Origin of the sequence: Variovorax sp. KBS0712, assembly GCF_006323185.2 — a bacterium.
Taxonomy (GTDB): domain Bacteria; phylum Pseudomonadota; class Gammaproteobacteria; order Burkholderiales; family Burkholderiaceae_C; genus Variovorax; species Variovorax boronicumulans.
In genome coordinates this window covers 439,999-465,245 of record NZ_VCCD02000001.1, presented here as the reverse complement: position 1 = coordinate 465,245, position 25,247 = coordinate 439,999, and the positions used below count along the sequence as shown (strand labels likewise).

The 25,247-nt window shown below is 71.2% G+C and carries 13 protein-coding genes; 4 read left to right on the top strand and 9 right to left on the bottom strand.

Annotation, left to right across the window (positions count from 1 at the left end; genetic code table 11):
- Positions 1 to 358 precede the first annotated feature (358 nt).
- The gene (locus FFI97_RS02040; RefSeq protein ID WP_185993543.1) at positions 359 to 12,046 is read left to right on the top strand and encodes a filamentous hemagglutinin family protein; all 11,688 of its coding nucleotides are present in this window, start codon (positions 359 to 361) and stop codon (positions 12,044 to 12,046) included.
- Positions 12,033 to 12,713 (top strand): RNA polymerase sigma factor, encoded by a 681-nt coding sequence (locus FFI97_RS02035; protein ID WP_139702791.1) that lies wholly within the window; start codon positions 12,033 to 12,035, stop codon positions 12,711 to 12,713. Before FFI97_RS02040 ends, FFI97_RS02035 begins: the two co-directional genes overlap by 14 nt.
- 4 nt (positions 12,714 to 12,717) lie before the next feature.
- On the opposite strand, the gene FFI97_RS02030 is transcribed toward FFI97_RS02035, so the two are convergent.
- Positions 12,718 to 15,303 (bottom strand): FtsX-like permease family protein, encoded by a 2,586-nt coding sequence (locus FFI97_RS02030; protein ID WP_144004349.1) that lies wholly within the window; start codon positions 15,301 to 15,303, stop codon positions 12,718 to 12,720.
- 74 nt (positions 15,304 to 15,377) lie between these two features.
- On the opposite strand from FFI97_RS02030, the gene FFI97_RS02025 reads away from it, so the two are divergent.
- Entirely contained in the window at positions 15,378 to 16,802 is a 1,425-nt protein-coding gene (locus FFI97_RS02025) for a serine hydrolase domain-containing protein (RefSeq protein ID WP_139699919.1), read from the top strand.
- Positions 16,803 to 16,807: 5 nt separating this feature from the next.
- Here FFI97_RS02025 and FFI97_RS02020 read toward each other — a convergent pair whose 3' ends face one another.
- From FFI97_RS02020 to FFI97_RS02000, 5 genes are all read right to left on the bottom strand, one after another.
- Positions 16,808 to 18,040 (bottom strand): RNA polymerase sigma factor, encoded by a 1,233-nt coding sequence (locus tag FFI97_RS02020; protein WP_095949052.1) that lies wholly within the window; start codon positions 18,038 to 18,040, stop codon positions 16,808 to 16,810.
- Positions 18,037 to 18,411: a YciI family protein gene (locus FFI97_RS02015; RefSeq protein WP_144004348.1), complete on the bottom strand. Its 375-nt coding sequence runs from the start codon at positions 18,409 to 18,411 to the stop codon at positions 18,037 to 18,039. The genes FFI97_RS02020 and FFI97_RS02015 overlap by 4 nt, the downstream gene beginning before the upstream one ends.
- 149 nt (positions 18,412 to 18,560) lie before the next feature.
- The gene (locus FFI97_RS02010; protein WP_139699917.1) at positions 18,561 to 19,922 is read right to left on the bottom strand and encodes an NAD(P)H-dependent oxidoreductase; all 1,362 of its coding nucleotides are present in this window, start codon (positions 19,920 to 19,922) and stop codon (positions 18,561 to 18,563) included.
- A 5-nt stretch (positions 19,923 to 19,927) separates the two neighbouring features.
- A complete protein-coding gene (locus FFI97_RS02005) occupies positions 19,928 to 20,803 on the bottom strand; it encodes a phytanoyl-CoA dioxygenase family protein (RefSeq protein ID WP_139699916.1) in 876 nt (291 codons plus the stop codon).
- On the bottom strand, positions 20,800 to 21,510 hold the full coding sequence (locus FFI97_RS02000) for a GntR family transcriptional regulator (RefSeq protein ID WP_139699915.1): 711 nt from the start codon (positions 21,508 to 21,510) through the stop codon (positions 20,800 to 20,802). The genes FFI97_RS02005 and FFI97_RS02000 overlap by 4 nt, the downstream gene beginning before the upstream one ends.
- Before the next feature lie 115 nt (positions 21,511 to 21,625).
- Here FFI97_RS02000 and FFI97_RS01995 point away from each other — a divergent pair, with 115 nt between their 5' ends.
- Positions 21,626 to 22,582 carry a threo-3-hydroxy-L-aspartate ammonia-lyase gene (locus tag FFI97_RS01995; protein WP_139699914.1) on the top strand — a complete coding sequence of 319 codons (957 nt, stop codon included), beginning with the start codon at positions 21,626 to 21,628 and terminating at the stop codon, positions 22,580 to 22,582.
- A 6-nt stretch (positions 22,583 to 22,588) separates the two neighbouring features.
- On the opposite strand, the gene FFI97_RS01990 is transcribed toward FFI97_RS01995, so the two are convergent.
- From FFI97_RS01990 to FFI97_RS01980, 3 genes are all read right to left on the bottom strand, one after another.
- Positions 22,589 to 23,239: an ABC transporter ATP-binding protein gene (locus FFI97_RS01990; protein ID WP_062478488.1), complete on the bottom strand. Its 651-nt coding sequence runs from the start codon at positions 23,237 to 23,239 to the stop codon at positions 22,589 to 22,591.
- Positions 23,236 to 24,222, bottom strand: coding sequence for a tRNA (adenosine(37)-N6)-dimethylallyltransferase MiaA (gene miaA, locus FFI97_RS01985; RefSeq protein WP_139699913.1), 987 nt, complete (start codon positions 24,220 to 24,222; stop codon positions 23,236 to 23,238). Before miaA ends, FFI97_RS01990 begins: the two co-directional genes overlap by 4 nt.
- A 63-nt stretch (positions 24,223 to 24,285) precedes the next feature.
- Positions 24,286 to 25,215, bottom strand: a complete 930-nt coding sequence (locus FFI97_RS01980; protein ID WP_139699912.1) for an AraC family transcriptional regulator — start codon at positions 25,213 to 25,215, stop codon at positions 24,286 to 24,288.
- Positions 25,216 to 25,247 lie beyond the last annotated feature (32 nt).

Below are 25,247 nucleotides of genomic sequence, written 5' to 3'. Positions count from 1 at the left end.
TTCCCATGGTTGGCGTGCGCAGCCACTGTGAAGCTTTCGTGACTTTGCCGAGGTGCAGCGCGCCCTCGCCGTTGATCTGCAAGGACTTTCCGGACCAAGGCCGCAGCAGCACGCGCGCGCCCACAACGAACCCAAAAATATTCTTCTGGAATTCGACGTTTCCGTCCCGTCAAGAAACTGACGGCTCCTGTCGCGTTGGCTTTCGATCGCCATCGCAGGGGCTTCTTGAACGGGGCTGGCCTGCGCGACGCGCGCAGCCCCTTCGGCACAGGCTTTACTTCGGCGGGAACGAGAAATGACCATCAGTGGGTGCAACGAAAAGAATCGACCGGCGCGCGCGGCGCAGCAGGTTTTCAGGATGGCGCCCCTCGCGCGGGCCATCGCGGTGGCGCTGGCTGCCGGTGGGGTCCTCGGCAGCGCGCACGCCCAGCGGGCGTTCAGTCCGGCGTGGTTCGCCGACAAGGGCGCGGCGCAGGCGGGCGCGATCGCCACGGGCAAGCTGCCGAACGGCGCGCCGGCGTCCAGCCTGATCCACCCGACGCAGCCATCGTCCGCGGCGAGCCAGCAGCTGCAGACGTCCATCACCAACCTGAACCTGGCCGCGCGCGCAATCGCCGCGCAGCAGGCACAGCAGACACAGAAGCGGGCCGAGGCGCTGGCCAGCGGTGAATCCGCGCCGGACGGCCTGACCGAAGGCGGCCTGAAGGTCGACACGAACTCGCTGACCGCCGGCTGGCTCAACGCCAGGGACCCCGTGCAGTCCGCAGCCAACGGCAGGACCACGGTCACCATCGAGCAGACCGCCGACAAGGCCATCCTGAACTGGGAGACCTTCAACGTCGGCAAGAACACGACGGTGAAGTTCGACCAGCGTGCAGGCACCCACGCCAAGACCGGCGCCAACGAGTGGATCGCGCTCAACCGCATCAACGACCCCAGCGGCCGACCCAGCCAGATCGCCGGCCGCATCGAGGCCGAGGGCAGCGTCTACCTCATCAATCGCAACGGCATCCTGTTCACCGGCAGCAGCCAGGTCAACGTGCGCAACCTGGTCGCCTCCAGCCTGAAGCTCAGCGACGAACAGTTCAAGGCCGGTCTCAACACGCGCCTGGGCGCGAAAGCGGGCGACCCCGGTTACTGGAGCGGCCTCGAAGTGGGCGTCGGCATTCCCACCTTCGGCGAGAACTCCAAGCAGATGCCGGCCGATTCGAACGTGCAGTTCGCCGACATGGGCCCGGCCTTCGATCCGGGCAAGCCGCCGGGCGACGTCAAGGTGCTGGCCGGTGCGCAGATCACGGGCCAGGGGGGTCACGTGCTGATGTTCGCGCCCAAGGTCAGCAACGCGGGCAGCATCCGCACGCCGAGCGGCCAGACGCTGCTGGGCGCCGGCGAGAACGTGTGGCTGGAAGCCAAGGAGATCAGCCCCACCGTGCGCGGCTTCGATGCCGTCACCTCGTCGGTGCGGCCCTGGCTCTTTCCGGCCAAGTTCCTGATCAACCCGCAGACGGCGCCCGCCTTCCAGCCCTATCTCATCGGGCGCATCGTGTCCGACATCCTGCCGCTGATGGAGCAGCGCGCGGCCCAGGTCGGCTACAGCGTGCACAACACCGGCATCATCCAGGCCGATCACGGCGACATCACCATGGTGTCGCGCGAGATTAATCAAGGCGGCATCCTGCAAGCCAGCACCGCGCTGAACAACCGCACGGGCTCCATCCGCCTGCGCGCCTGGGGCCAGGGCGTGCACAACATCGACATCAACCTGGCGGCCGACGTCCCGCGCCTGACGGCCTGGTCGGGCGGCACGCTGACCCTGGGGCCGGACAGCATCACCCAGGTCGTCAACGACTGGCAGGACACCACGCGGATCGAAAGCGGATCGCTGGCCAACCGCTACCAGCCCGGGCGCATCGAGCTCTACGGCAAGACGATCGACGTGCAGACCCGTGCGCAGGTCACCGCCGCTGCAGGCCACATCGACATCCAGGCCCAGGCCAACCCGGCGGCCCTGCAGCGCAACACCCAGGTGGGCGACGGCAGCCGCATCCTCATCGGTGAGCACGCCACCGTCAGTACCGCGGGACTGATGCAGATGCCGGTGGACATGGCCAGCAACTTCGTCGAGGCCGAACTGCGCATCAACGAACTGCGCGACTCCCACCTGCAGGCGAACACCTGGCTGTACGGCCGGAAGGTCATCGTGGATCGACGCCGGTCGGGTGCCTTCAAGGGGCTGATGGCGGGCGTCGAATGGGTCACCGACGAGTCCGGCAAGGCGCTCAAGGGCGTCTGGGTCGGCACCCCGCTGGCGGACGTGACGGGCTGGGTGGGCAACGGCCTGGTCGGCCTGTCCGAGCTGGCGGCGCGAGGCGGCGACATCACCATCCAGTCCAATGGCTCGGTGATCACGCGGCCGGGCTCCATCCTGGATGTGTCCGGCGGCTCGGTGCGCTACAGCGACGGCTGGAACACGGAAACCCTGCTGCGCGGCGCGGACGGGCGCACCTACACCATGTCGTCCGCGCCGGCGGACATGACCTACACGGGGATCGCCGGCCAGTACCTGCACGCGCATGCGCGCTGGGGCGTCACGCAGACCTACGTCAATCCGATGCTGTCGGGGCGGCGCTGGGAGCCGGGCTACGAGGAAGGCCGCAATGCCGGTTCGATCGACATCCGTGCCGGCAGCGCCTTCATCCTGGAGGGCGAGTTCAGGGGCTCGGTGCAGCCCGGCGACCGGGTGCAGGAAGTGGCCGAGCTGCCTCGGGCCGGCCGCCTCACGGTGGGTTCCAACCGGGCGCAGGAGGGCATGTGGACCCTGGGCCAGGTCGTCATCAGCGACAAGCCCGCGTTGCTGCCGGCGGGTTTCAGCATCGACAGCCCGCTGGGCAAGGACGCCTTCCTGACCGAGCTGGAAGGGCAATCTCCCGGCGCTGGCGCGGGCGTGGGCCGCACCACCTGGCTGTCCGCCGCAGGGTTGAGCCATTCGGGCCTGGGCGCCATCGAGTTGAACCTCAACACCGGCTTCGTGCTGGAAGACAACGCGGTGGTGAATCTGCAGCCGGGGGCGCGCTTCACGGCCGCGGTCTACGACGGCCAGGGCATCCCCGGCAACTTCGACATCCAGGGCAAGCTCATCGCCCCGGGCGGCTCCATTGCGCTGAGCGCCGGCGGCAAGGCGGACAGCGTGCTGCGCCTGGGTGCGAACAGCCTGCTGAGCGTCGCGGGCCAGTGGGTCAACGACACCGGCCAAGGCGTCACGCTGGGCCGCGCCATCCACGGCGGCTCGATTGCACTGGGGACCCCGATGAAAGAGGGCCTGGGCACGGTGTACGGCAATGTGGAGGTGGCCGCCGGCGCGGCGCTGGACGTGTCCGGCGGCGGCTGGCTGTCCGGTGCCACGGCGGGCGGCAAGGCCGGCAAAGTGAAGGCGGGCAACGGCGGGGCCATCAGCCTGACGGCGTTCGACAACACGGCGCTCGAGACGCTGGACCTGCGCGGCTGGGCGGGGGGCGATGCGTCCCGGCTCACCCTCACGGCGATCGGCGACGTGCAGGTGGGCGGCGCCGCGTCTGCGGCCGACGCCACGGGCGGGAAGGCATCGGGCGCAGCAAAGCCGTTGCACCTGCCGCAGACCCTGTATGCCGAGCGCGGCTTCGGCACGATCGGCATCCGTTCGCTCGGCGGGGACGTCGTGGTCGCGGAAGGCGCACAGGTGCACATCCAGCCCACGAGTTGGGACATGCCCGCCGCGGTATCGACGCTGCGCACGCTGCCCAGCGGCAGCGCATTGGGCGATGTGCTGGCCCCCAAGGCACTGGACGAACTGAGCGAACAGCACCGCGCCGCGCGCGCGCCCGGCGGCCTGTCGCTGGCGACCGGCGCGACCGGTGGCGGCATCCGCATCGACGCGAACGCCAGCATCCAGACAGAAACCGGCGGCACGATCTCGCTGGACGCGGACGGGTCTGGACAGGCCTCCGTGCGGGTGGCGGGCCGCCTGCAGGCGCCGGCCGGGACGCTGAACATCCGCGCCAAGAACACCCTGACGCTGGCCGACGGGGCCGAGTTGCTGCTGCCCGGCGTGGCGCAAATCTTCCACGACCCGGCCATGCGCCTGCCCCAGGGCAAGGTGCTGCCGGGCGGCACGGTCACGCTGAGCGCCGGCACGCTGGACGCGCAGGCCGGTGCGCTGATCGACGTGTCGGGCGCGCGGGGCACGGTGGCGTATTGGGACCGCGGCACGGGCGCGCTCGGCGCCCTGCGGCGCGTGGAACAGGAACTGGGCAGCGACGGCGGCACGGTCGTGATGGAGGCCGCGGCCGGCGGCGCGATGAATGCCAGGCTGCGCGCCCACGGCGGCAATGCCCAGGCGGCGGGCGGCTCGTTGTCCATCACGGACACCAGCGCGGCCGGGCGTGCGTCCGGGGACCTGGTGGCGCCGGACATCGGCTCCTTCCTCTACTACAAGAGCCCCACCGGCACGTACACCTTCAACGGCGAAAAGTACGCGCGGATCATCGGCACCAGCGGCAACCTCGACGTGCGCGACGAGTACGCCGGCGACGTCAAGATGAGCAGCGCCATGCGCACCGCGATCAACACCACGCTGCCGACGTCGGTGTCCAGCAGCAAGGGGCTCGTCCTCGACGCGGGCGCGGCGCTTGCCGCGGGGCCGGGTGCCGACAGGGCGCCGTGGGAGCACGACGCGAGCATCGACAAGCGGGTGGTCGAACTGCTCAACAAGTATTTCTGGAGCGGCACCGGAACGGCGCTGAGCCACAAGATCAATATCGGCAACATCGCCACCTCGGACGGCACCCTGCACGTGTCGGCGAAGGCGCTGCAGGACACGGGCTTGTCGGCGGTCGACCTGCGTTCCACGCAGGTGGGCGTGCAGCTGGCCGGTGGCGTCGACCTGAGCGTCGCCGGTCGCCTGGGCATCACCGCCCCGGTCATCCAGAGCGACGGGCTGGGCGGCGTGGTGCGCTTGCATGCCCACCATCTGCAACTGAATCCACTGACAGGTGCGGTGGGCGCGGTCGGTGCGGTCGGCGCCACGGCCCGCAATGCGGGCGAACTGATCCTGTCGGCCAGCCAGGCCATCGACATCGCAGGCAGGGGTGCGAAGGGCGAGTCCGCGTCGCCCGTCGACGTCAAGCTGCGCGGCTTCGAACGCACGGTGCTGGACACCGGCGACCTGCGCTTCGTGGCGGGGGCCTACAGCGAAGGCGGCACCGACTACGACGACCCGCAGCTGCGGGCCACGCTCGACGTGGGTGGCGCGCTGGAGATCAAGGCCGCGCAGGTCTATCCGGCCACCGCCGTCACGGCGCGAATCAACTCGGACCGGTCCATCACCGTGCGCGGCAACGGGAGCGCCGCGGCGCCTCTGTCGGCCGGCGGCAGCCTGACGCTGAACGCGCCCGTCATCGAGCAGGACGGCGTGCTGCGCGCGCCCTTCGGGCAGATCGCGCTGAATGCGAGCGAGCGCCTGACGCTGGGCACGAACAGCCTGACCTCGGTGTCCGGTGCGGGCCTGGACGTGCTCTACGGCAGCTTGCGCAACGCCGAATACTGGCTGGACCCGGCCAACCCGCAGGGCCGCAATCGTGCCAATGCCGGCGATGCCAATTCCCTCGACGAAAACCGCTATCTGTCGTCCCTGCCGGAAAAGCGCGTGCTCCTGCAAGCGCCCGATGTGGCCATGGCCGCGGGCGCGGTGGTGGACATCGCGGGCGGCGGCGATCTGCATGCGTGGGAGCACGTGCCCGGCTCGGGCGGCTCGCACGACGTGCTGACGCTGCCCGGCATGTACGCCGTGCTGCCGGGTTACCAGGGACTGTCGCCCGTGGCGGGCGGTGCGGCGGGCCAGAAGGTCTGGCTGGCGGGCGGCGGCCTGGGCGCCGGCTGGTACACGCTGCTGCCGGCACGCTATGCGCTGCTGCCCGGCGCCTTTGCGGTGCAGAGCACGGGCCAGGCCTTGCCGGCATGGGCCGCGTCCCGTGGCGAGGTGGTGAGCCTGCGCGACGGCTCGACGATCGTGGCCGGGCGGGAACAGAACACGGTCAGCGGCGCGCGCGATGCCACGGCCTCGGGCTGGCGCGTGCTGCCCGCCAGCCTGGTGCGCAAGGTCAGTGAATACAACGAAGCGCGGGGCAACGCCTTCTTCTCGTCGGATGCGTTCAAGCTGACGCAATACCGCCTGACAGGGCAGGACGTCGTGACCCCGCGCCTGGCCCGCGATGGCGGCGCCGTGGTGTTCAAGGCCGACCGCGCCCTGACGCTGGACGGCGAGCTGCGCGCGCAACCCGATGCGGGCGGTCGCGGCAGCCTGGTGGACATTGCCGCCGCCAAGATCGCCATCGTCGGCGCGGGACAGGACAGCAGCGACCTGCGCGCCGACGGCTACCTGGTCGTGGACGCCGGCAGCCTGACGCGCTTCGGCGCGGGCAGCCTGCTGGTGGGCGGCACGCGCACGGGCAATGTGCGCGGCCTGCAGGTGGACGTGGCCGCCAGCGACGTGGTGCTGCGCAACACGGCAGGCACCGCGTTGAGCGGCCCGGAGGTGATCCTGGCCGCGGCGAATGCGGTGTCGATCGAGTCGGGCAGCGTGCTGCGCGCGCACGGCGCCGCGTCGGGCGACGAGGCGAACCTGGTGCTCAAGCCGCAGGTGGCGGCCGTGTGGAGCGACAACAACACGCCCAACGACACCAGCGACGACCACATCGTCACACCCTCCAAAGACTGGGGTGCGCTGGTGCGCGTGAGCAGCGGCCAGGCCGTGCGGGCGCTGCGCGAGAACGTGGACACCACCGTCGGCGGCCAGGTGCGCATCGGCGCCGGCGCGCTGCTGCAGGGCGGCGAGGCGCTGCTGCTCGACGCCACCAACAACACCGAGATGGCCGCCGGCGCGCAGCTGTCGGGCAAGGCCTTGTCGGTGGCCGCGAGCCGCATCGGCATCGGCGGCGGCAGCGGCGGCCTGGTGCTGGACACCGACGCTCTGGCGCAGTTGTCGCGCGCGCAGTCATTGACGCTGCACAGCTACGGCAGCCTGGACTTCTATCGCTCGCTGGACATGCGCGGCCTGGCGCAGGTGGTGTTTGACGCCGCAGCCTTGCGGGGCCATGGCGCCGATGCCGTGCAGGTGCAGGCCTCCCACCTGACGCTGCAGAACACGGGCGCGTCGCTCGGCAGCGCGGGCACAGGCAGTGGTCGCCTGGAACTGTCGGCCGGCGAGCTGGTGCTGGGCGCGGGCGACAAGACGATGTCCGGCTTCGACCAGGTGCTGCTGTCGGCCAGCCGGCGCATCGCCGGCGAAGGCACCGGGAGCCTGGACGCCGGTGCGGCGGCGCTGACGCTGCGCACGCCGGTGCTGCAAGGGGTGTCCGGCGCCGACCAGGCCCTGCGAGCGCAGGGCCAACTGGTGTTGCAGCAGGACGCGCAGCTGGATGCGCAAGAGATGGCGTCACTGGGCCGCGCCAGCCTGGGCGCGCGCCTGAGCCTGTCGGGCCAGGGCGTGACCGTGGCGCTGCCGGTGCTCGCGCTGGGCGGCAGCATTGCGGTCGATGCCGGCACGGGCAACCTCACGGTTGCAGAGTCGGGCCGCCTGCACGCGGGGGGCCTGGAAAAAGTCTTCTTCGACGCGGCCCAGTACGTGGACGCGGGCCAGATCAGCCTGGCGACGCGGGGCGGCCTGATCGACCTGGCCCCGGGCAGCCTGCTGGACCTGTCCGCCCATCCGCGCGGTGGCGACGCCGGCCGCCTGACGGTGGATGCATCGGCCGGCGGACGGGTCCACTTCGGTGGCACTGTGCAAGCGCAGGCCGGTGCCGGCGGCAACGGTGGCAACTTTGCGCTGGCCATCGATCGGCTGGACGATTTCGGCGCGCTGGCGCGAACGCTCAACGATGCGGGCTTCAGCCGCTCGCGGCAGTTCCGCGTCCGCCAGGGCGACCTCACGATCGCGGGCACCACGCGCGTGGCCGACTTCGAAGTCATCACCGACCGCGGCGTGATCTCTGTCGACGGCACGGCGCGCGTCGAGGCCAACGCGGCCTACGGCGGCAGCATCCGCCTGGTCGGTGGGGCAGGGCTGACGATGCAGCCTGGCGCGGTGCTGGCGGCCCATGCCACCGACGCCATCGATGGCCTGGGCAGCAGCCGCATCGACCTGGAAGCGGTCGACGGCCAACTGCACCTGGCCGGCGGCACGCTGGACCTGAGCGGCGGCGAAGGCGGCAAGCTGCGATTGCGGGCGCAGCGCACCGCAGGCAACGACGGCCTGAACGTCACGGCGCTGAACGCCGCCGTGCAGGGCGCGCGCTCCGCGGTGCTCGAAGGCGTGCGCCGCCATGCGAGCACGGATGGCACAGTGGAATCCGTGGCCCCGCAGGCGATCGCCGAGGCCAATGCCTTTGCAGGCCACACCGGCATCCTGGCGAGGCTGGGTGGCAACGCCGCCGCCTACACCTTGGCGGCGGGCATCGAGATCACCAGCCCGGGCGACCTGACGCTGGGCCGCGACTGGAACCTGTTCGACAGCTTCGGTGCGGCGCACCGCGAAGGCACGCTCACGCTGCGCGCCGGCGGCAACCTGAACATCGACGGCCATCTGAGCGACGGCTTCGACGTGGCGGGCCGCGACAACGGCGCGGGCCGGGCGGCGCGGCTGCAGCAGGCCGCGTCGTGGAACCTGCGCCTGGTGGCGGGCGCGGACCTGGGGTCGGTCGATGCACTGGCCACGCGGCCATCGGGCGCGCTTGCAGCCGACACCGGCACGATCCGCGTGGGCACGGCCGGCACCGAGTCGGGCGCCGGCAAGCTGGTGCGCACCGGCAGCGGCGACCTGACGGTACGCGCCGGGCGCGACCTCGTGCTGGCGCACAAGGAGTCCGCGCTGTACACCGCAGGCCGGGCCGAGGCCGATCCCACCTTGGGCGGCGGCTTCGACACCGCCAGCGTCGATGCCCAGTACGGCACCGCAGGTGGCCACGTGGATGTCGCGGTCCAGGGCAGCGTGCGTGCGCCCACCGCGCAGGGCGCGCGTTCGGACCAGATCCTGACCGAATGGCTGTTCCGCCAGGGCCGCTATGGCGGAGATCTCAGCAGTCCCACCGGCTACTACGACGCGTACAACATGGGCGAGAGCTGGGCGCCGGTCATGTCCGCCCGGGGCCAGCAACCGAGCTGGTGGGTGAACCACGCCAGCTTCCAGCAGGGCCTGGGCGCGCTGGGCGGCGGCAACGTGAAGCTGTCGGCGGGCGGCGACCTGGTGAACCTGGTGGTGGCCTTGCCCAGCACCATGCGCGTGACGGGCGGGCGTTCCGCTGGCGATGCCGCGGCCTCCACGGTGACCCGCAACGGCGGGCAGCTGCAGGTGGCGGCGGGCGGCACCCTGAAGGCCGGCCAGTACTACGTGGGCCGCGGCGCCGGCGAGATCGAAGCCGGCGCAAGCGCCTCCGGCTATGCCCTGACCGGCATCTCGAGCAGCTGGCCCAACACCGCCTATTCCTACGACATCGCGCCCGTGCTGGCGCTGTCGGACGCCACGCTCAAGCTGCAGACGCTGGGCGACCTGGTCCTGCAGACCGTGATCGACCCGATGCAGATACGCCGTGCCTACGTCGACCAGGCCGACCGGGACACCAGCGGCGCGTCCAGCCATGCGATGTTCATGAGCAGTCAGACAGAGCGCAGCGCCGTCAGCCTGGTGTCCACCGGCGGCAACGTGCGCCTGGTCAACCAGTCGGAATTCGTGGCAGGAAATGACACGGAGAACACCACCAGGCTGGTGAGCGGCATGACGGACACCAAGCTCCAGACGGACATGGTGGGCCTGTACCCGGCCAAGGTCAGCGTGTCGGCCCTGGGCGGCAACATCGACGTCGCGGGCCTGCTGGCGATGGCGCCGGCGAACAGCAGCGACCTGTCTTTGCTGGCCGCGAAAGACCTGCGCTTCCTGCGCGGCAGCAGCCTGCAGAACACGGGTGCCATCGTCATGACCCAGACCACGCTGGACAAGTGGCCGTCGATATTCCGGCCGTGGATGGGTTTCACGATCACGCTGGGCGGGGCATCGGCGTTCGGCGCGCCGCTGAAGTCGGTCTATGGCGGCTTCTCGGTGACGAACACGTTCCTGACCAACAGCCTCAATGGCATGGAGCTGTTCGACAACCCCGATGTGCTGCCGATGCAGGTGCATGACTTCACGCCCAGCCGCTTGTACGCGGCGACCGGTTCCATCAGCGACCTGAATCTGATCGCGTCGGAATCGGTGCACGTGCAGGCCGGCACCGACATCCGCAACTTCGAGCTCAGCGCGCGCAACCTGCGCCCCACCGACACCACCATGCTGGCGGCGGGCAACGACATCCTGGCTGTCGCCAACAGGCTCCTGTCGCACCGCTATGCGCGATACAGCGGCGACGCGGCGGCCTACTACTACGACAGGGGCAGCCGCACCGCGCTGCAAGGGCCGGGATCCCTGCTGCTGCTGGCCGGGCGCGACATCCAGGGCAACAACCTGTCGCTGTACACCAATGCCAATCGCTATTGGGACTACGTGTCGGCAACGCCGCTCGGCGAAGAATCGAACGTCATCAAGGCCCTGCCCGCCGAGGGCGCCGGCATCACCCTGATGGCCGGCATGAACAAGGCCGCCCGCTACGACGCCTTCGAGTCGGCCTACCTGAACCCGGCCAACGTGGCCGCCATGCCGCAGTACCTGAAGACCACCCTGGCGGACGGGACGGTGGCGCCGCTGTACCTGAGCGACGGGGTGGAAAACCGCGGCGACCTGGCCAAGTTGGCGCGCCGGGGCCTGGTGTCCTTCGTGGAAGGCATGCTCGGTGCCGACAAGGTCGCCAGCCTCACCGGCACTGCGGACGGCAAGCTGAGCCCGCAGCAGGCGTGGGAGCAATACCGGCAACTGCCGCCCCTGGTGCGCGAGCAGTTCCTGCGCCAGGTCTTTGTCTACGAACTGCGCGAAGGAGGGCGCGACCAGAACGGGGGCGACGGGCAGAACGGCCCGATCAACGGCGGCTACCGCCGCGGCTCCGCGGCCATCGACACGCTGTTCCGCGGTGCGACGGCCGAAGGCCAGCCCGTGCGCTACGCCGCGGACCTGCCGGACAACTGGCGCAGCAGCTGGTCCGGCGTGGGCAGCATCGCCGCGACCCGGATGGCGGCGCGCACCCACCAGGGCGGCGACATCAACGTCTTCACCCCCGGCGGCGGCCTGCAGGTGGCGGGGCTGGGCGCGGTGGTGCCGGACGGATACGGCCTGGTGACGCTGGCCTCGCCCGGGCAGGTCAATGTGTTCACCGACCGGGACATCATCGTGAACCGTTCGCGCATCCTGTCCTTCGTCTCGCAGGCCGAGCCGCTGGGCAGCGACCAGGTGTTGTGGTCCAGCCAGGGCGACATCGACGCCGGCCGCGGCGCCAAGACCGTGCGCATCCCGCAGGCGCCAGAAGTCACGTCGGACGTGGACGGCAACATCACCGTGGAGGAAAAGCGCGACATGAGCGGCGCCGGCATCGGCACCGTGGGCGAAGGCGACGTGGACCTGGTCGCGCCCCGGGGCACCATCGATGCGGGCGATGCCGGCATCCGGGTCGCCAGCAACCTCAACATTGCCGCGCTGCAGGTGCGCAACGCCGACAACATCCAGGTCAAGGGCGAAACGACCGGGCTGCCCGTGGTGGCCGCGGTGAACATCGGGGCACTGACCACCGCCAGCGCGGCGGCGTCAGCGGCGGCCATGGCGGCGCAGGAGTCCATGCGCCAGGAGCGGGCCGCGGCACGGCAGAACCTGCCCTCGGTCTTCACGGTGCGGGTGCTGGGCTTCGGCAACGACAGCCTGCCGTCGGGCGGTGCGGGCGCATCGTCGCCGCCACGCCCCGGCGCGCAAGCGGGCGCTGCGCCTCGGTACGACCCTGCCAACCCCGTGCAGGTCTTTGGGCACGGCAATCAGTTCGACGCATCGGTGATGTCGCTGCTGACCGACGCCGAGAAGAGCAGGTTGCGCCATGCCGGCAAGTAAGACGATGTCCGCGGCTGAGTTCGATCCCGGTCCTTGTTTTCAAGGGCCATTCGCGGGTCACGGCGAGCCGACCGGCGTCGTGCTGCGGGCGTTCCTGACGGCGAACTACACGTACCTGCATCGCCGCTTGGCCCGCGATCTCGGCTGTTCCGACCAGGCCAGCGAGTGCTTGCACGACGCCTGGCTGCGCCTGGGCGAGATGACGGCATCGGAGCCCGTGCGCAGTCCCGGGGCCTATGTCTATCGAACGGCGCGCAACCTGGCCATGGACCGCCTGCGCAGCGACCGGTCCTGGCAGTACGTGGGCGAATGGGATACGGCCCTCGATCTCCTGGCCGATCACGCGCCCGGCCCCGATGCCATCGCCGAGGCGCGTTCGGCCGTGGAGGCCGTCGAGCAGGCGATGCAGCGGCTTTCGCACCGGCATCGTTCGGTGCTCGTGGCACTGCAGATCGAGGAGATGACCCGCCAGGACGTGGCGGACCGGCATTGCATCTCTTTGCGCCGGGTGGACACGGCACTTCGCCAGGCCCTGGACTACTGCGCGCATGCGTCCGGTCACACCGTGCGGGCGGAAGGCGCTTCGCCCCGGCGTGGTCTTTCGCGGCGATGGCAGGAGAAAGTCGTCGCCCCGCTGCGCGTCGGCGCGCCGCGCGCGCAGAAGTGAGGCGCTACCAGTCCTCTTTCACCGCCAGCACCACATCGCGCCCCGCGGCGGCGCGCCCCGCCATCCACGCCGTGAACGTGCCGGCCGCCACCACGGCCGCGCACAGCGCCAGCAGCCGCACCCAGGGCACCAGCAGGTCCATGCTCCAGTGGAAGCTCTGCGGGTTCACCACCTTCACCAGCACCACCGACACGGCCAGCCCGAGCAGCAGCCCGGCCACCGCACCGATGGCCGTCCAGGCCGCGCCTTCGCCGGCCACCACGGCCAGCACCTGCCGCCGCGTGAAGCCCAGGTGCGCGAGCAGGCCGAACTCCTTGCGCCGCGCCAGCACCTGCGCGCTGAAGCTGGCCGCGATGCCGAACAGGCCGATGGCGATGGCCACGGCCTGCAGCCAGTAGGTGACGGCGAAGCTGCGGTCGAAGATGCGCAGCGAGGTGGCGCGGATCTGGCCGACCGAAGCCAGCTCGACCGCGCCGTCGCGTGAGGTGCGCGATGCGAGTGCGCGCACAGCCGCCTGCACCTCGGCCTCGGACGCACCGGGCGCGAGCCACAGTGCGACGTCGCTCACGTCGTGCTCGCCGGTGATGCGCTCGAAGTCGCGCGCGTCCATCGCGATGGCGCCGAACTGCCGCGCGTAGTCGCGCCACACGCCGGCCACGAAGAACACCTGCGGCTTCGCCGTGCGCATCGCATCGGACAGCGGCGCGAACGCGCTGCCCGGCTTCGCGCCGTACAGCTCGACCATCGGCTCGCTCACGTAGATGCCGGTCTGCCCGGGCGGCACCGGCAGCGCCTCGCCCACCAGCGGCAGGCCGCGCACCACGCCGCCTTCGAGGCTGCGCGCGATCAGCGTCACGGCGGGCTGCGCGGGGTCGAGTTGCAGCGACTGCGTGCGCAGCGTGCCGGTGCGCGCCACGCCGGGCAGTTGCGCCAGCGCCTGCACGAAGGCCGGCGCGAAGGTCGCGGTGTCGGTGCTGCTGGTGCCGCCGCTGTTGCCGCTGCCGCGCCCGCCCGAGGTGGCGCGCACGTACAGGTCGGCCGGCAGCACGACGTCGAGCCAGTGCGTGACCGACTCGCGAAAGCTCGCGACCATCACCGTGAGCGCCACCGCCAGGCTCAGGCTCGCGACCACGCCGCTCACCGCCACGGCCGCCGTGCCGCGCATGCGCCGCGCGCGCTCGACGGCGAGCATCGGCAGCACGCGCCGCGCAAACGCCGGCGCCACGCGGTCGTACAGCAGCGCGATCAGCCAGGGCAGGGCGGTGATGCCGCCCACCAGCAGGCAGGCCACCGACAGGTACGCCGCCACCGGAATGCCGCCGATGGCCGGCAGATTGGCCAGCGCCGCGCCCGCGCCGATGAGGCCGAGCGCGAGCCAGTGGTGGCGGCCCTGCGCGGGCGCCGCTCCCAGGCCCTTGAGCGTCTGCGCCTCGGGCAGCGCCTGCGCGGCGCGCGCGGGCCACCAGCCGCCCACCAGCGCGGCCACCACGCCGAGCCCGCCGTACAGCAGCGCGGCGCCACTGCTCCAGTGCAGCCGGGGCGCCACGCCTTCGAAGTAGCCGCCGCCGAGGTCACCGCCCAGCACGCGCAGCGCGAAGGCCGCGAGCGCGGTGCCCAGCGCCAGGCCGGCCGCGCTGCCGATGATCCCGAGCACCAGCGATTCGGCCAGCACCAGCCGCAGCCGTCCGCGCGGCGTGAGGCCCAGCACGCCGAGCAGCGCGAACTGCTGCGCGCGCTTGGCCACGCTGAGCGCGAGCACCGAGAACACCAGGAACGCGCCCGTGAACAGCGCCACCAGCGCCAGCACCGTGAGGTTGACGCGGTAGGCGCGCGACAGGTTGCTCACGCGCTCGGCCGCATCGCCCGGCTCGGCGAACTTCAGGCCTGCGGGCCAGTCGGGCGACTTCTCGAGCGTGGCCACAAAGGCCGCGCGGTCGGTGCCTGGCGCCAGCCGCAGGTCGATGCGGCTCAACTGGCCGAGCGGGCCGAACAGCTCCTGCGCGACCGCGATGTCCATCACCGCCAGCGCCGCGCCGCCGGCCGTCACATGGCCCGACACCGAAAGGCGCTGCCACGCGGCGCCGCTGCGCAGCTGCAGGCTTTCGCCGGTCGCGGGCTGCAGTGGCAGCTGCAATGCCTGGCGCGCCGCCGCGTTGAGGAACACGTGGCCGGGCGCGAACAGCGCGAAGCGGTCGGCCCCGGCGGCCGACTGCGGCATCAGCGCGGGCGCGATGGTGGGCAGCGCGAGCGCATCGACGCCGATCACGCGCAGCGGCACCTGGCGTCCGTCGCCGCTCAGCGCAAGGCCCTGGAACTCGAGCACCGGGCTCGCCAGCGTCACCTCGGGCCGGCGCGCGAGCCGGCCGAACACGGCCTCGTCGAAGCTGCCTTGTGCGGCGCGCACTTCGAGGTCTGGCTGGCCGTTCACCGAGCGCACCGCGCTGGAGAACTCGTCGAGCGCCGAGGCGTTGATGAGCTGCACCGAAAACGCCAGCGCCACGCCCAGCATCACGGCCAGCACGGCCGCCGCGTTGCGCCAGGGGTGGTGGCGCAGTTCCTGCCAGGAGAAAGTCGAAAGCAATGCACGCATGGGGTCATTGTGGCCGCCGTGGCAGGATGGCGGCTCTTTCGACGATGACGACTTCACGCCCGAGGATTCCGACGATGCGGCTTCTGCCCTCCGCCTGGTGCCGCCGCTGGCTGGCGCCCTGGCTTCTCGTGCCCTGGCTGGCGGGCGCGGCGAGTGCGCAACTCGCACCACCGTCCGCACCGCTCTCGCTCGCCAGCGACCCCGCCGTGCTGGCCCGCACCGCGCTCGGCGCCGAGCGCGGCACGCTGGTGGTCGGCGTGCTGCGCGGCGACAAGGCCGCCTACGGCATCGCCCACAACCCCGAGCCGCTGGTGGCGCGTGCCATTGCGCCCGCCAGCGCGGAGCAGCCGATGTTCGAGATCGGCTCCGTCACCAAGGTCTTCACCGGCCTGTTGCTGGCGCAGGCCGTGGAGCGCGGCGACGTGGCGCTCGAAGACAGCGTGGGCAAGCTGCTCGCCGGCCATGCCGAGGGCGTGCCGCCCGCCGTGGCGTCGATCACGCTGCGGCAGCTCGTCACCCACACCGGTTGCCTGCCCGTGATGGCCGACGGCGTGACCGGCGGGGCCGCGCTGGCCGAGCAGTTCCGCAGCTTCGACCTGCCGATGTTCTGGGCCGCGCTCGCGCGCATCCACCTCACGGCCGCCGCGCCGCCGTGCGAGGCGCGCTACAGCAACTTCGGCATGGCGCTGCTCGGGCAGCTGCTGGCGCTGCGCTACGGCACCTCGTGGGGCGAGCTGGTGCGTGCGCGCATCACCGAACCGCTGGGCATGAACGATACCGTGATCCCGCTCGGCGACAAGGCCTCGCGCATGGCGCCGCCGTTCGCGGGCGACCAGCGCCAGCGCCGCTTCGACATGCATGCCTACGCGCCCGCCAGCGCGCTGCGCTCGACCGCCGCCGACATGCTGGCCTTCAGCCGCGCCATCCTCGCGGGCGCGCACGGCCCGCTGGGCCCGGCCGCCGCGCGGCTGCTCACGCCGCTCGCGCGCTACGAGGGCGCCGAGATCGGTTATGCCGTGATGGTGCGCGGCCCCGAGACCGGCCGGCGCACCTACTACCACGCGGGCGTCACCGAGGGCTACCGCACGCTCTGGCTGCTGGCGCCCGACACCGGCGAGGCGCTCATCGTGCTCGCCAGCAACCAGCGCGCGCCGCTGCAGCCCGTGATGCTCGCCATCGGCAAGAGCCGCTACCCGGTGCCGACGACCGAAGTGCCGATCGATCCGAAGCGCCTGGCCGACTACGCGGGCGAGTTCCGCGTCGGCAAGGCGCAGGTGCTGGGCTTCACCGTGCGCGATGGGCGTTTGCTGGCGCGTGAGTCGGGCAAGGGCTACAACCTTCTCACGCCCACCGGGCCGGATCGTTTTGCGGTGACGGCCATCGGTGCGCAGTTCGTGTTCCGGCGTGGGGATGGCGGCGAGGTGATCGGCGTCACGCTGACGCAGGGTGGCAGCCGGCTTGAAGGGCGGCGGGTCGGGGTTGCTGTGCCGCAGGACTGAGCGCCTCAGGCCCGTTCCGACATCGCGTGCAGGTACGCCCGCACCGCCCCATTGCTGCTCAACCCGATCGCCCGGTCATACGCCTGCCGCGCCGCAACCCGCGCGCCACCGGCCGCGAGCAGGTGCGCACGCGCCGCCCAGAACGGCTGGTAGCTCGCCACCTCGTCCGACGGAATGGCATCGAGCGCGCGCAGCCCGGTTTCGGGCCCGCGCGCATTCGCCAGCGCACACGCCAGGCTGACCTGCGCGCCGATGCTGGGCCGCAGCGCGAGCAGGCCTTCGTACAGCGACACCAGCACCTCGGGCGGCACGGGTGCGCCGGCGCGGCGCTCGCAGTGGGCCGACTGGATCGCGGCCTCGAGCTGGTAGGGCCCGAGCGACTGCATGGCCGACGCGATGCGCAGATGGTGCTCGGCCTCGGCCAGCAGCGCGTGGTCCCAGCGCGTGATGTCCTGCTGGTCGAGCGGCACGTAGGCGCCGGCCTCGGTGCGGCGCGCCGCGGTGCGCGCCTCGCAGAACAGCATCAGCGCCAGCAGGCCCAGCGGCTCGGGCTCGGCAGGCAGCAGGCGGCACAGGATGCGGCCCAGGTCGATGGCCTCGGTCGTCAGGCCGCGCGGCAGGGCGTCGGCGCCGTCGACGTCGTCCCAGCCGGTGCCGTAGGCGGCGTAGATGCCGTCGAGCACGTCGCGCAGCCGGTGCGGCAGGTCGCGCGCCTGCGGGTATTCGAAGGGGATGCCGGCCGCGCGGATGCGGGCCTTGGCGCGCACCAGCCGCTGGCCCAGCGCGGACGGCGAGGTGAGGAAGGCGCCGGCCATGCGCGCGGCATCGAGCCCGAGCACGGTCTGCAGCATGAGCGGCGCGCGCGCGGCGGCGTCGATGGCCGGGTGCGCGCAGACGAACAGCAGGCGCAGGCGCTCGTCGGGCACGGTGGCGGCATCGGGGTCGGCCTCGTCCATCTCGCCGGCGAGCAGCAGCAGGGTCTGCGTGGCGTCGTCCTGCACGCGGCTGTGGCGCCAGGCGTCGAGCTTGCGGTGCCGCGCGACGCTCAGCAGCCAGGCGTCGGGCTGCACCGGCACGCCGTCGGCGGGCCAGCGCTCGAGCGCGCGGGCGAAGGCGTCGGCCAGGGCGTCTTCGGAGGCCGCGATGTCGTGCGTGCGGGCGGACAGGATGGCCAGCAGCCGCCCGTACGACTCGCGTGCCGCGCGTTCGGCGGCGTGATGTGCCGCCGGAGTGGTCACGTCTGGCTCGTGCCCGCCGCTGCGGTGGCGGTGAAGACCGGCCACACTTCGACGCCGCCGCTGGCGGCGCAGGGCGCACGCGCGGCCCATTCGAGCGCGGCGTCGAGGTCGGGCACGTCGACCACGAAGTAGCCGCCGAGCTGCTCCTTGGTGTCGGCGAAGGGGCCGTCCTGCACCTGGCGCTTGTCGCCGCGCACGCGCAGCGTGGTGCCGGTCATGGGCGGCAGCAGGCCGTGGCCGCCGAGCGAAATGCCCGACTGGCGCACCGCGTCGGCGTACGCGACCCAGCTGGCGCGGTAGGCCTGCGACGAGGCGTCGTTGCGTTGTTCGAATTCGGCTGCGGGTTGGTAGAACATCAACATGTACTGCATGGTGTTTCTCCGTGAGGAAAAGCTTGACGAGCAAGAGCGCTCACCACAATGACGGCCCGCAGCCGGTCATTTCGACACCGGACCGGTGCCGAGCAGAAGATTCTTGTCCTGTTCGCTCTTTGGCGCAACGTGGGCGCCAGGCCCCGCGCTCAGGCCGCGTGGGCGCGCACCGCGGGCGTGAACAGCGTTTCCATTTCCTGGCGCAGCCGGTAGGCGGCGGTGCTGGTGTCCATCGCCACGTCGGCCCAGCTCAGGCTCTGGCCCTTCTTGACGGGGCGCACGAGCTTGACGTTGTGCGCCAGCCCGAGCGGCAGGCCGCCCAGGCGCAGCGAGCGCTCGGCCGGCAGCAGCTTGCCCCAGACGGTGTAGCCGCCTTCGCCGTCGAGCATCTCGCCCGCCGCGAGGTCGCGCTTGGCGGTGGCGACCACGTCGGCGTTCCAGCCGGTGGCCACGCCGGTGGGCTCGCCGCGCAGCGCCACGCTGGCGACCGACATGCCCACCTCGAGCCCGATCAGGTGCCAGCGCTTGTACAGCGTGAAGTAGCGCCCGCTCGGGTCGGTGTGGGCGTTGTATTCCTCGAAGCAGTTCTTGATGTAGTCGGTCTCGGCCTCGACCGTGACCCACACGCCCATGCGGATGTCGTACGGGATCTTGCGGCCGTCGGCCTCGAGCGACGAGATCACCTCGACCATGCCCTTGCGCTCCAGCACGCCGCCTTCGCTCTTCGGACGCGTGACGAAGGGAATGTCTTCCACGCTCGCGGGCGGATAGAGCAGGCCGTCGGAGGGCACGCCCAGGCCGGTGGCGTTGGCCACGGCCGAGCTTTCGATCGACGGCTTGGAGCCGTCGAGAAAACTGTTGAACATCTTCGGGTTGAGCCCGCCGCGTTTCGCCTGCTCGGGCGTGAGGCCGTAGTTGCCCCACACGGTCTCGGGCGTCGATTCGGTGAAGTGCGGCAGCCACTTGTGGCCGCGCCCGGCCGCCACCACCGGAAAGCCGCAGGTGCGGGCCCAGTCGACCAGATCGCAGATCAGCGCGGGCTGGTCGCCGAAGGCCAGCGAATACACCACGCCGGCCTGCTGCGCCTTGTGCGCGAGCAGCGGGCCGCAGAAGGCGTCGGCCTCGACCGTCACGTTGACCACGTGCTTGCCGTGGGCAAAGGCGTCCAGGCAGTGGTCGACCGCGGCAATCGGGTTGCCGGTGCACTCCACCACGATGTCGATGCTCGGCTCGCGCGTCACGGCCTGCCAGTCGTCGGTGATCCAGGTGGCGCCGGTCTTCAGCGCCTCCTGCACCGAGCCGGCGTTGCTGCGCTCGGCCTGCCAGCCCACGCGCTCCAGGTTGACGCGCGCGGCGGCGGGCGTGAGGTCGGCAATGGCGACCAGCTGCACGCCGGGCGTGCGCGGAATCTGCGCCAGGTACATGGCGCCGAACTTGCCGGCGCCGATCAGGCCGATGCGGATGGGGCGGCCTTCGGCGGCGCGTTGTTGCAGGCGGGTGTGCAGGCTCATGGCGGTCAGGCTTCCACGGTTTCGATGACGTCGGGCGAGGTGCGCAGCGCGCTTTCGGGCAGGCCGTCTTTCCACGGCACCTCGACGGGGTAGGGCGTCAGCAGGCAGTCGTCGGGCAGCACCTCGATGGGCGTGAAGTCGCGGTGCGCGATGTACTCGGGCCGCTGGTGGCGGCGGATGTGGTTGCTGACCGCGCACAGGCTCAGGTACACCGCCACGCGGTTGAAGGGCGAGAGGTTGCTGCCCGAGGCATGCACGAGGCAGCTGTGGAACAGGATCATCGAACCGGCCGGCCCCTTGGGCGAGACGATGCCGCCCTGCTTGCCGCCCGCGCGGTCGACCAGCTGGCGGATCAGGTCGTTGTCGACCGTCCACAGCGGGTAGCTGGTGGTCGTGAGGTCATGCTTCGCATCGACCACGCCCTTGCGGTGGCTGCCCGGAATGAACATCAGCGGGCCGTTGTGCTCGGTCACTTCATCGAGAAAGATGGCCACGTTCATCGCGCGCTCGGTGGGCATCAGGTCGTCGTTGAGCCAGGTGCCGTAGTCCTGGTGCCACTGCCACACGTCGCCCTCGAAGGCCATCTTGCCGTTGATCTTGAACTGGTGCATGTAGACCGCTTCGTCGAACAGGTCCATCACCGGCTCGACCATGCGCGGGTGGCGCGCCAGTCGCGCGAAGGGCTCGCTGATGAGGTGCGCCGCGAAGTTCGTGCGCACGGCGTCGGAGCCCTTCTCGCGCACGTTGAAGGCCGCGCGCTTGCTGTACAGGTCGGGCACCGCCTCGGTCAGCACCTTCGTCTCTTCGGGCGAGAAGTGGCCGGGGAAGAACAGGTAGCCCTCGCGCTCGAACTGCGCGCGTTGCTCGGGGGTCAGCTTCATGCCTTGTCTCCTTTTTTGGTGGGGATTCCAGATGAGGATGCCGTGCGTGCCAGCTGCTGCGCGAGCCGCTCGGCCAGCGCGTCGCTGGCGCGCGAGACGTGCTCGTCGCTCAGGCGCGCGGCGCGTTCGACGTCGCCGGCGGCAATGGCGTCGGCAATGGCTTCGTGTTCGTCCCACAGCGACTCGCGCTGCGGCTCGGCCTGCAGCACCGCGCCCATCGCGCGGCGCAGGTGGCGCCAGTGCGGGTCGGCGCTCTGGCCGATCAGCGGGTTGCCCGAGGCGGCGTAGATGGCCTGGTGAAAGGCCACGTCGGCATCGATCATGGCTTCGACATTGCGCCCGCGCGCCGCGCGCCGGCCGCGCTCGATGAGCTTGGGGTCGATGCGAAAGCGCTGCTGCGCCGCCAGCCGCGCGGCCAGCACGTCGAGCGCGCCGCGCACCTGGTAGACCTTGCGCATCGCCTCGGCCTCCAGCGGCGCCACCAGCACGCCGCGCCCGGGCGCGTCCTGCACGAAGCCGTCCTTCTTGAGCAGCCGCAGCGCCTGCAGCACCGGCTGGCGCGACACCGCGAGCCGCGCCGCGATGTCCTCCTGCGTGAGCCGCTCGCCCGGCGCGAGCGCGCCGCTGCTGATGGCGCCGAGCAGGGCGCGGTAGACCTGGTCGACGAGGTCGGGAGCGACTTCGATGCTGAGCAACTGGGCGGGCATGGTGGGCCTTTTCTGAACTCTGTATACAGAGTACGGACTTCGGCGCCGGGGCGCATCCCCGGGTTTTTACCCATCGGGGCTGCAAAAAACGGCACGCCGCCGCTAAGCTCGACCCATGCAACTCCCTACCTACGACGACGTCATCGCCGCGGCCGCGCGGCTCGAAGGCCATGCCCACCGCACGCCGGTGCTGCAATCGACCACCGCCAACGCGCGTTGGGGCGCGCAGTTCTTCTTCAAGTGCGAGAACTTCCAGCGCATGGGCGCGTTCAAGTTCCGCGGTGCGTTCAATGCGCTGTCGAAGTTCGACGCCGCGCAGCGCACGGGCGGCGTCATCGCCTTCTCGTCGGGCAACCATGCGCAGGCCATCGCGCTGTCGGCGCGGCTGCTGTCGATGCCGGCCGTGATCGTCATGCCCAAGGACGCGCCCGCCGCCAAGGTCGCGGCCACCAAGGGCTATGGCGCCGAAGTGGTGATGTACGACCGCTTCACCGAAGACCGCGAGGCGCTGACGAAGAGGCTCGCGCAGGAGCGCGGCATGACGATGATTCCGCCCTACGACCACCCCGATGTGCTGACGGGGCAGGGCACGGCGGTGAAGGAACTCATCGAAGAGACCGGCCCGCTCGATCACCTCTTCGTGTGCCTCGGCGGCGGCGGGTTGCTGTCGGGCTCGGCGCTGTCGGCGCGTGCGCTGTCGCCCGCCTGCAAGGTCTACGGCGTGGAGCCCGAGGCCGGCAACGACGGCCAGCAGTCGCTGCGCGCCGGGAAGATCGTGCACATCGACACGCCCAAGACCATCGCCGACGGTGCGCAGACGCAGCACCTGGGCGAGTACACCTTCGGGATCATCCAACGCGATGTCGATGACATCTTCACGGTGACCGATGAGCAGCTCGTCGAGGCAATGCGCTTCTTCGCCGAGCGCATGAAGATGGTGGTGGAGCCGACGGGATGCCTCGCGTTCGCGGGCGCCATCGCCGCTGCGAAGGCGATCGAAGGCCAGCGCGTGGGCATCGTGATCAGCGGCGGGAACGTCGACCTGTCGCGCTACGCGTCGCTGATCGGCTGATTCTCTTCAGGCCCGGATACCGCTCGCCGTCAGGTGCAGCAACCGGTCCGCGCGCGCCGCCGCGCTCTCCGAGTGCGTGACCAGCACCAGCGAGGCGCCGTGCTCGCGCGTCTGGCCGATCAGCAGGTCCATCACCTTCGCGGCGGTGGACGGGTCGAGGTTGCCGGTGGGTTCGTCGGCCAGCAGCAGCGCGGGCCGGTGCACCAGCGCGCGGGCGATGGCCACGCGCTGCAGCTGGCCGCCTGAGAGCGTCTGCGGCAGCCGCGCGCCCATGCCGGGCAGGCCGACGGCTTCGAGCATGTGGGCCACGCGCGCGTCTTCGCGCGGGCGGCCCAGCAGCATCAGCGGCAGCGACACGTTCTGCGCCACGTCGAGGTGCGGCAGCACGTGGAAGGCCTGGAACACGAAGCCCACGTGCTGGCGCCGCCACAGCGCGCGGGCCTCGCCGTCGAGCGCGCCGATGTCGGTGCCGTCGTGCGACACGCTGCCTTCGTCCCAGCTGTCGAGGCCGGCCATGCAGTTGAGCAAGGTCGACTTGCCCACGCCCGATTCGCCGACGATGGCGACGAACTCGCCGGGCGCGACCTGCAGGCTCACGTGTTCGAAGACGGGCGCGTCGCCGTAGTGCTTGCCGAGGTTGGAGAGGTGCAGCGTCATGCGGGCGTCACTGAACCAGCGATCTGCGCGATGTGCCGCACGGCGGCCTGCACCGCGTCGGGCGCATCGCAGGCGATCACGGTGCGCTGCGGCATGCTGCGCAGCCAGGTGATCTGCCGCTTGGCGAGCTGGCGCGTGGCGGCGATGCCGCGCTCGCGCAGTTCGCCCATCGCCTTGGCATCGGGCTGTGCGTCGCCGCAGGCGTCGAACATCTCCCAGGCCTGGCGGTAGCCGACGCAGCGCATCGAGGGCAGGTCGGGCGACAGGTCGCCGCGCGCGCGCAGCGCCTTCACCTCGTCGAGAAAACCGGCCGCGAGCATGGCGTCGAAGCGTTCGGCGATGCGCCCGTGCAGCCAGGCGCGGTCTTCGGGTTCGAGCGACACGAGCACGCCGCCGTCGACGGCCTTGGCGGCCTTGGTGTCGCTCGCATGAAAGCTCGACAGCGGCTGGCCGCTGCTTTCCCACACCTCGAGCGCGCGCTGGATGCGCTGGCTGTCCTGCGGTGCGAGCCGCGCGGCGGTGACGGGGTCGACCTGCGCCAGCCGCGCATGCATGGCGGGCCAGCCGAGCGCGGCGGCTTCGGCGTCTAGGCGCGCGCGCACGGCGGGGTCGGCGGCGGGCATGGCGTCGATGCCGTCGAACAGCGCCTTGAAGTACAGCATGGTGCCGCCCACGAGCAGCGGCAGCGCGCCGCGCGCGCGGATGGCGTCGATGAGCCGCGTGGCGTCGGCCACGAAGGCGGCGGCGCTGTAGCTGTCGCGCGCATCGAGGATGTCGATCAGGTGGTGCGGCACGGCGGCCTGCTCGGCGGCGGTGGGCTTGGCGGTGCCGATGTCCATGCCGCGGTAGACCAGCGCCGAGTCGACGCTGACGATCTCGACCGGCTGCAGCCGGGCCACGGCCAGGGCGACGGCGGTCTTGCCGGACGCGGTGGGGCCGGCGAGCGCGATGTAGCGCGGGGGAACAGGGGAAGCGGGGGGCATGCGTCGAGGGTAGCAAATGACGCGCGCCGGACGGCTGCGCGGGGCTTGCCTGCGACGCAGTGCTCAGGCGACGACGGTCGCGTCGCGCATCCGGCGGATGTCGCGCAGCGGCGGCGCACCGAACAGGCGCGCGTACTCGCGGCTGAACTGCGAGGCGCTTTCGTAGCCCACGCGCACGCCGGCGGTGCCGGCATCGATGTTCTGGTTCAGCATCAGCTGCCGCGCTTCCTGCAGGCGCAGCTGCTTCAGGTACTGCATCGGGCTCATGCCGGTCACGGCGCGGAAGTGCTGGCGGTAGGTCGACGGGCTCATGTGCGCGGACGCGGCCAGTTCGTCCGCCTGCACGGGCTTCCTGAAATTCATCTTGAGCCACGCCAGGCTCTGCGCCACCTGCTGGCTGGGCGAGCCGACGGTCATGAGGCGCTGCAGCTGCGGGCCGTGGCGTCCGGCGAGCAGGCGCACGACGATTTCCTTTTGCAGCAGCGGCGCGAGCTGGGGCACGAGCCGGGGCTCGGCCAGCAGCTCGACGAGCCGCGTGACGGTGCCCAGCAGCGTCGGGTCGAGTGCGCCCAGCGACAGGGCGCGCTGGTTGTGGGGCTCCCTGGACGGCGGCGGCAGCGCCATCTCGGTCGCGACCTGCACGATGGCGCGCGGATCGAGCCGGATCATGAGGCCCAGGAAGGGCTGCGCCGCGCTGGCGCGGGTGACGTGCGCCACCACGGGCAGATCGGCCGTGATCAGCAGCGACTGGCCGGCGCCGTATTCATAGATCTCGTCGCCGAGCGCCGCCCGCTTCTGTCCGCCGACGGTGATGCCCAGGCCGAAGCCGTAGATGCAATGCACGGGCTCGGTCGCGGCGCTGCGGCGGTGCAGCGAGAGCTCGGGAATGGCGGTGGCGTGGTCGCCGTCGTTTCGGGCAATGCGCCCGACGGCCGTGGCCAGGGCACCGAGGACGGCCGAATCGTCTGGCTGCGTCGGCTGTAGCACTTCCATCTGAATCCTTTCGGGTGCTTGCGCAAAGTCTA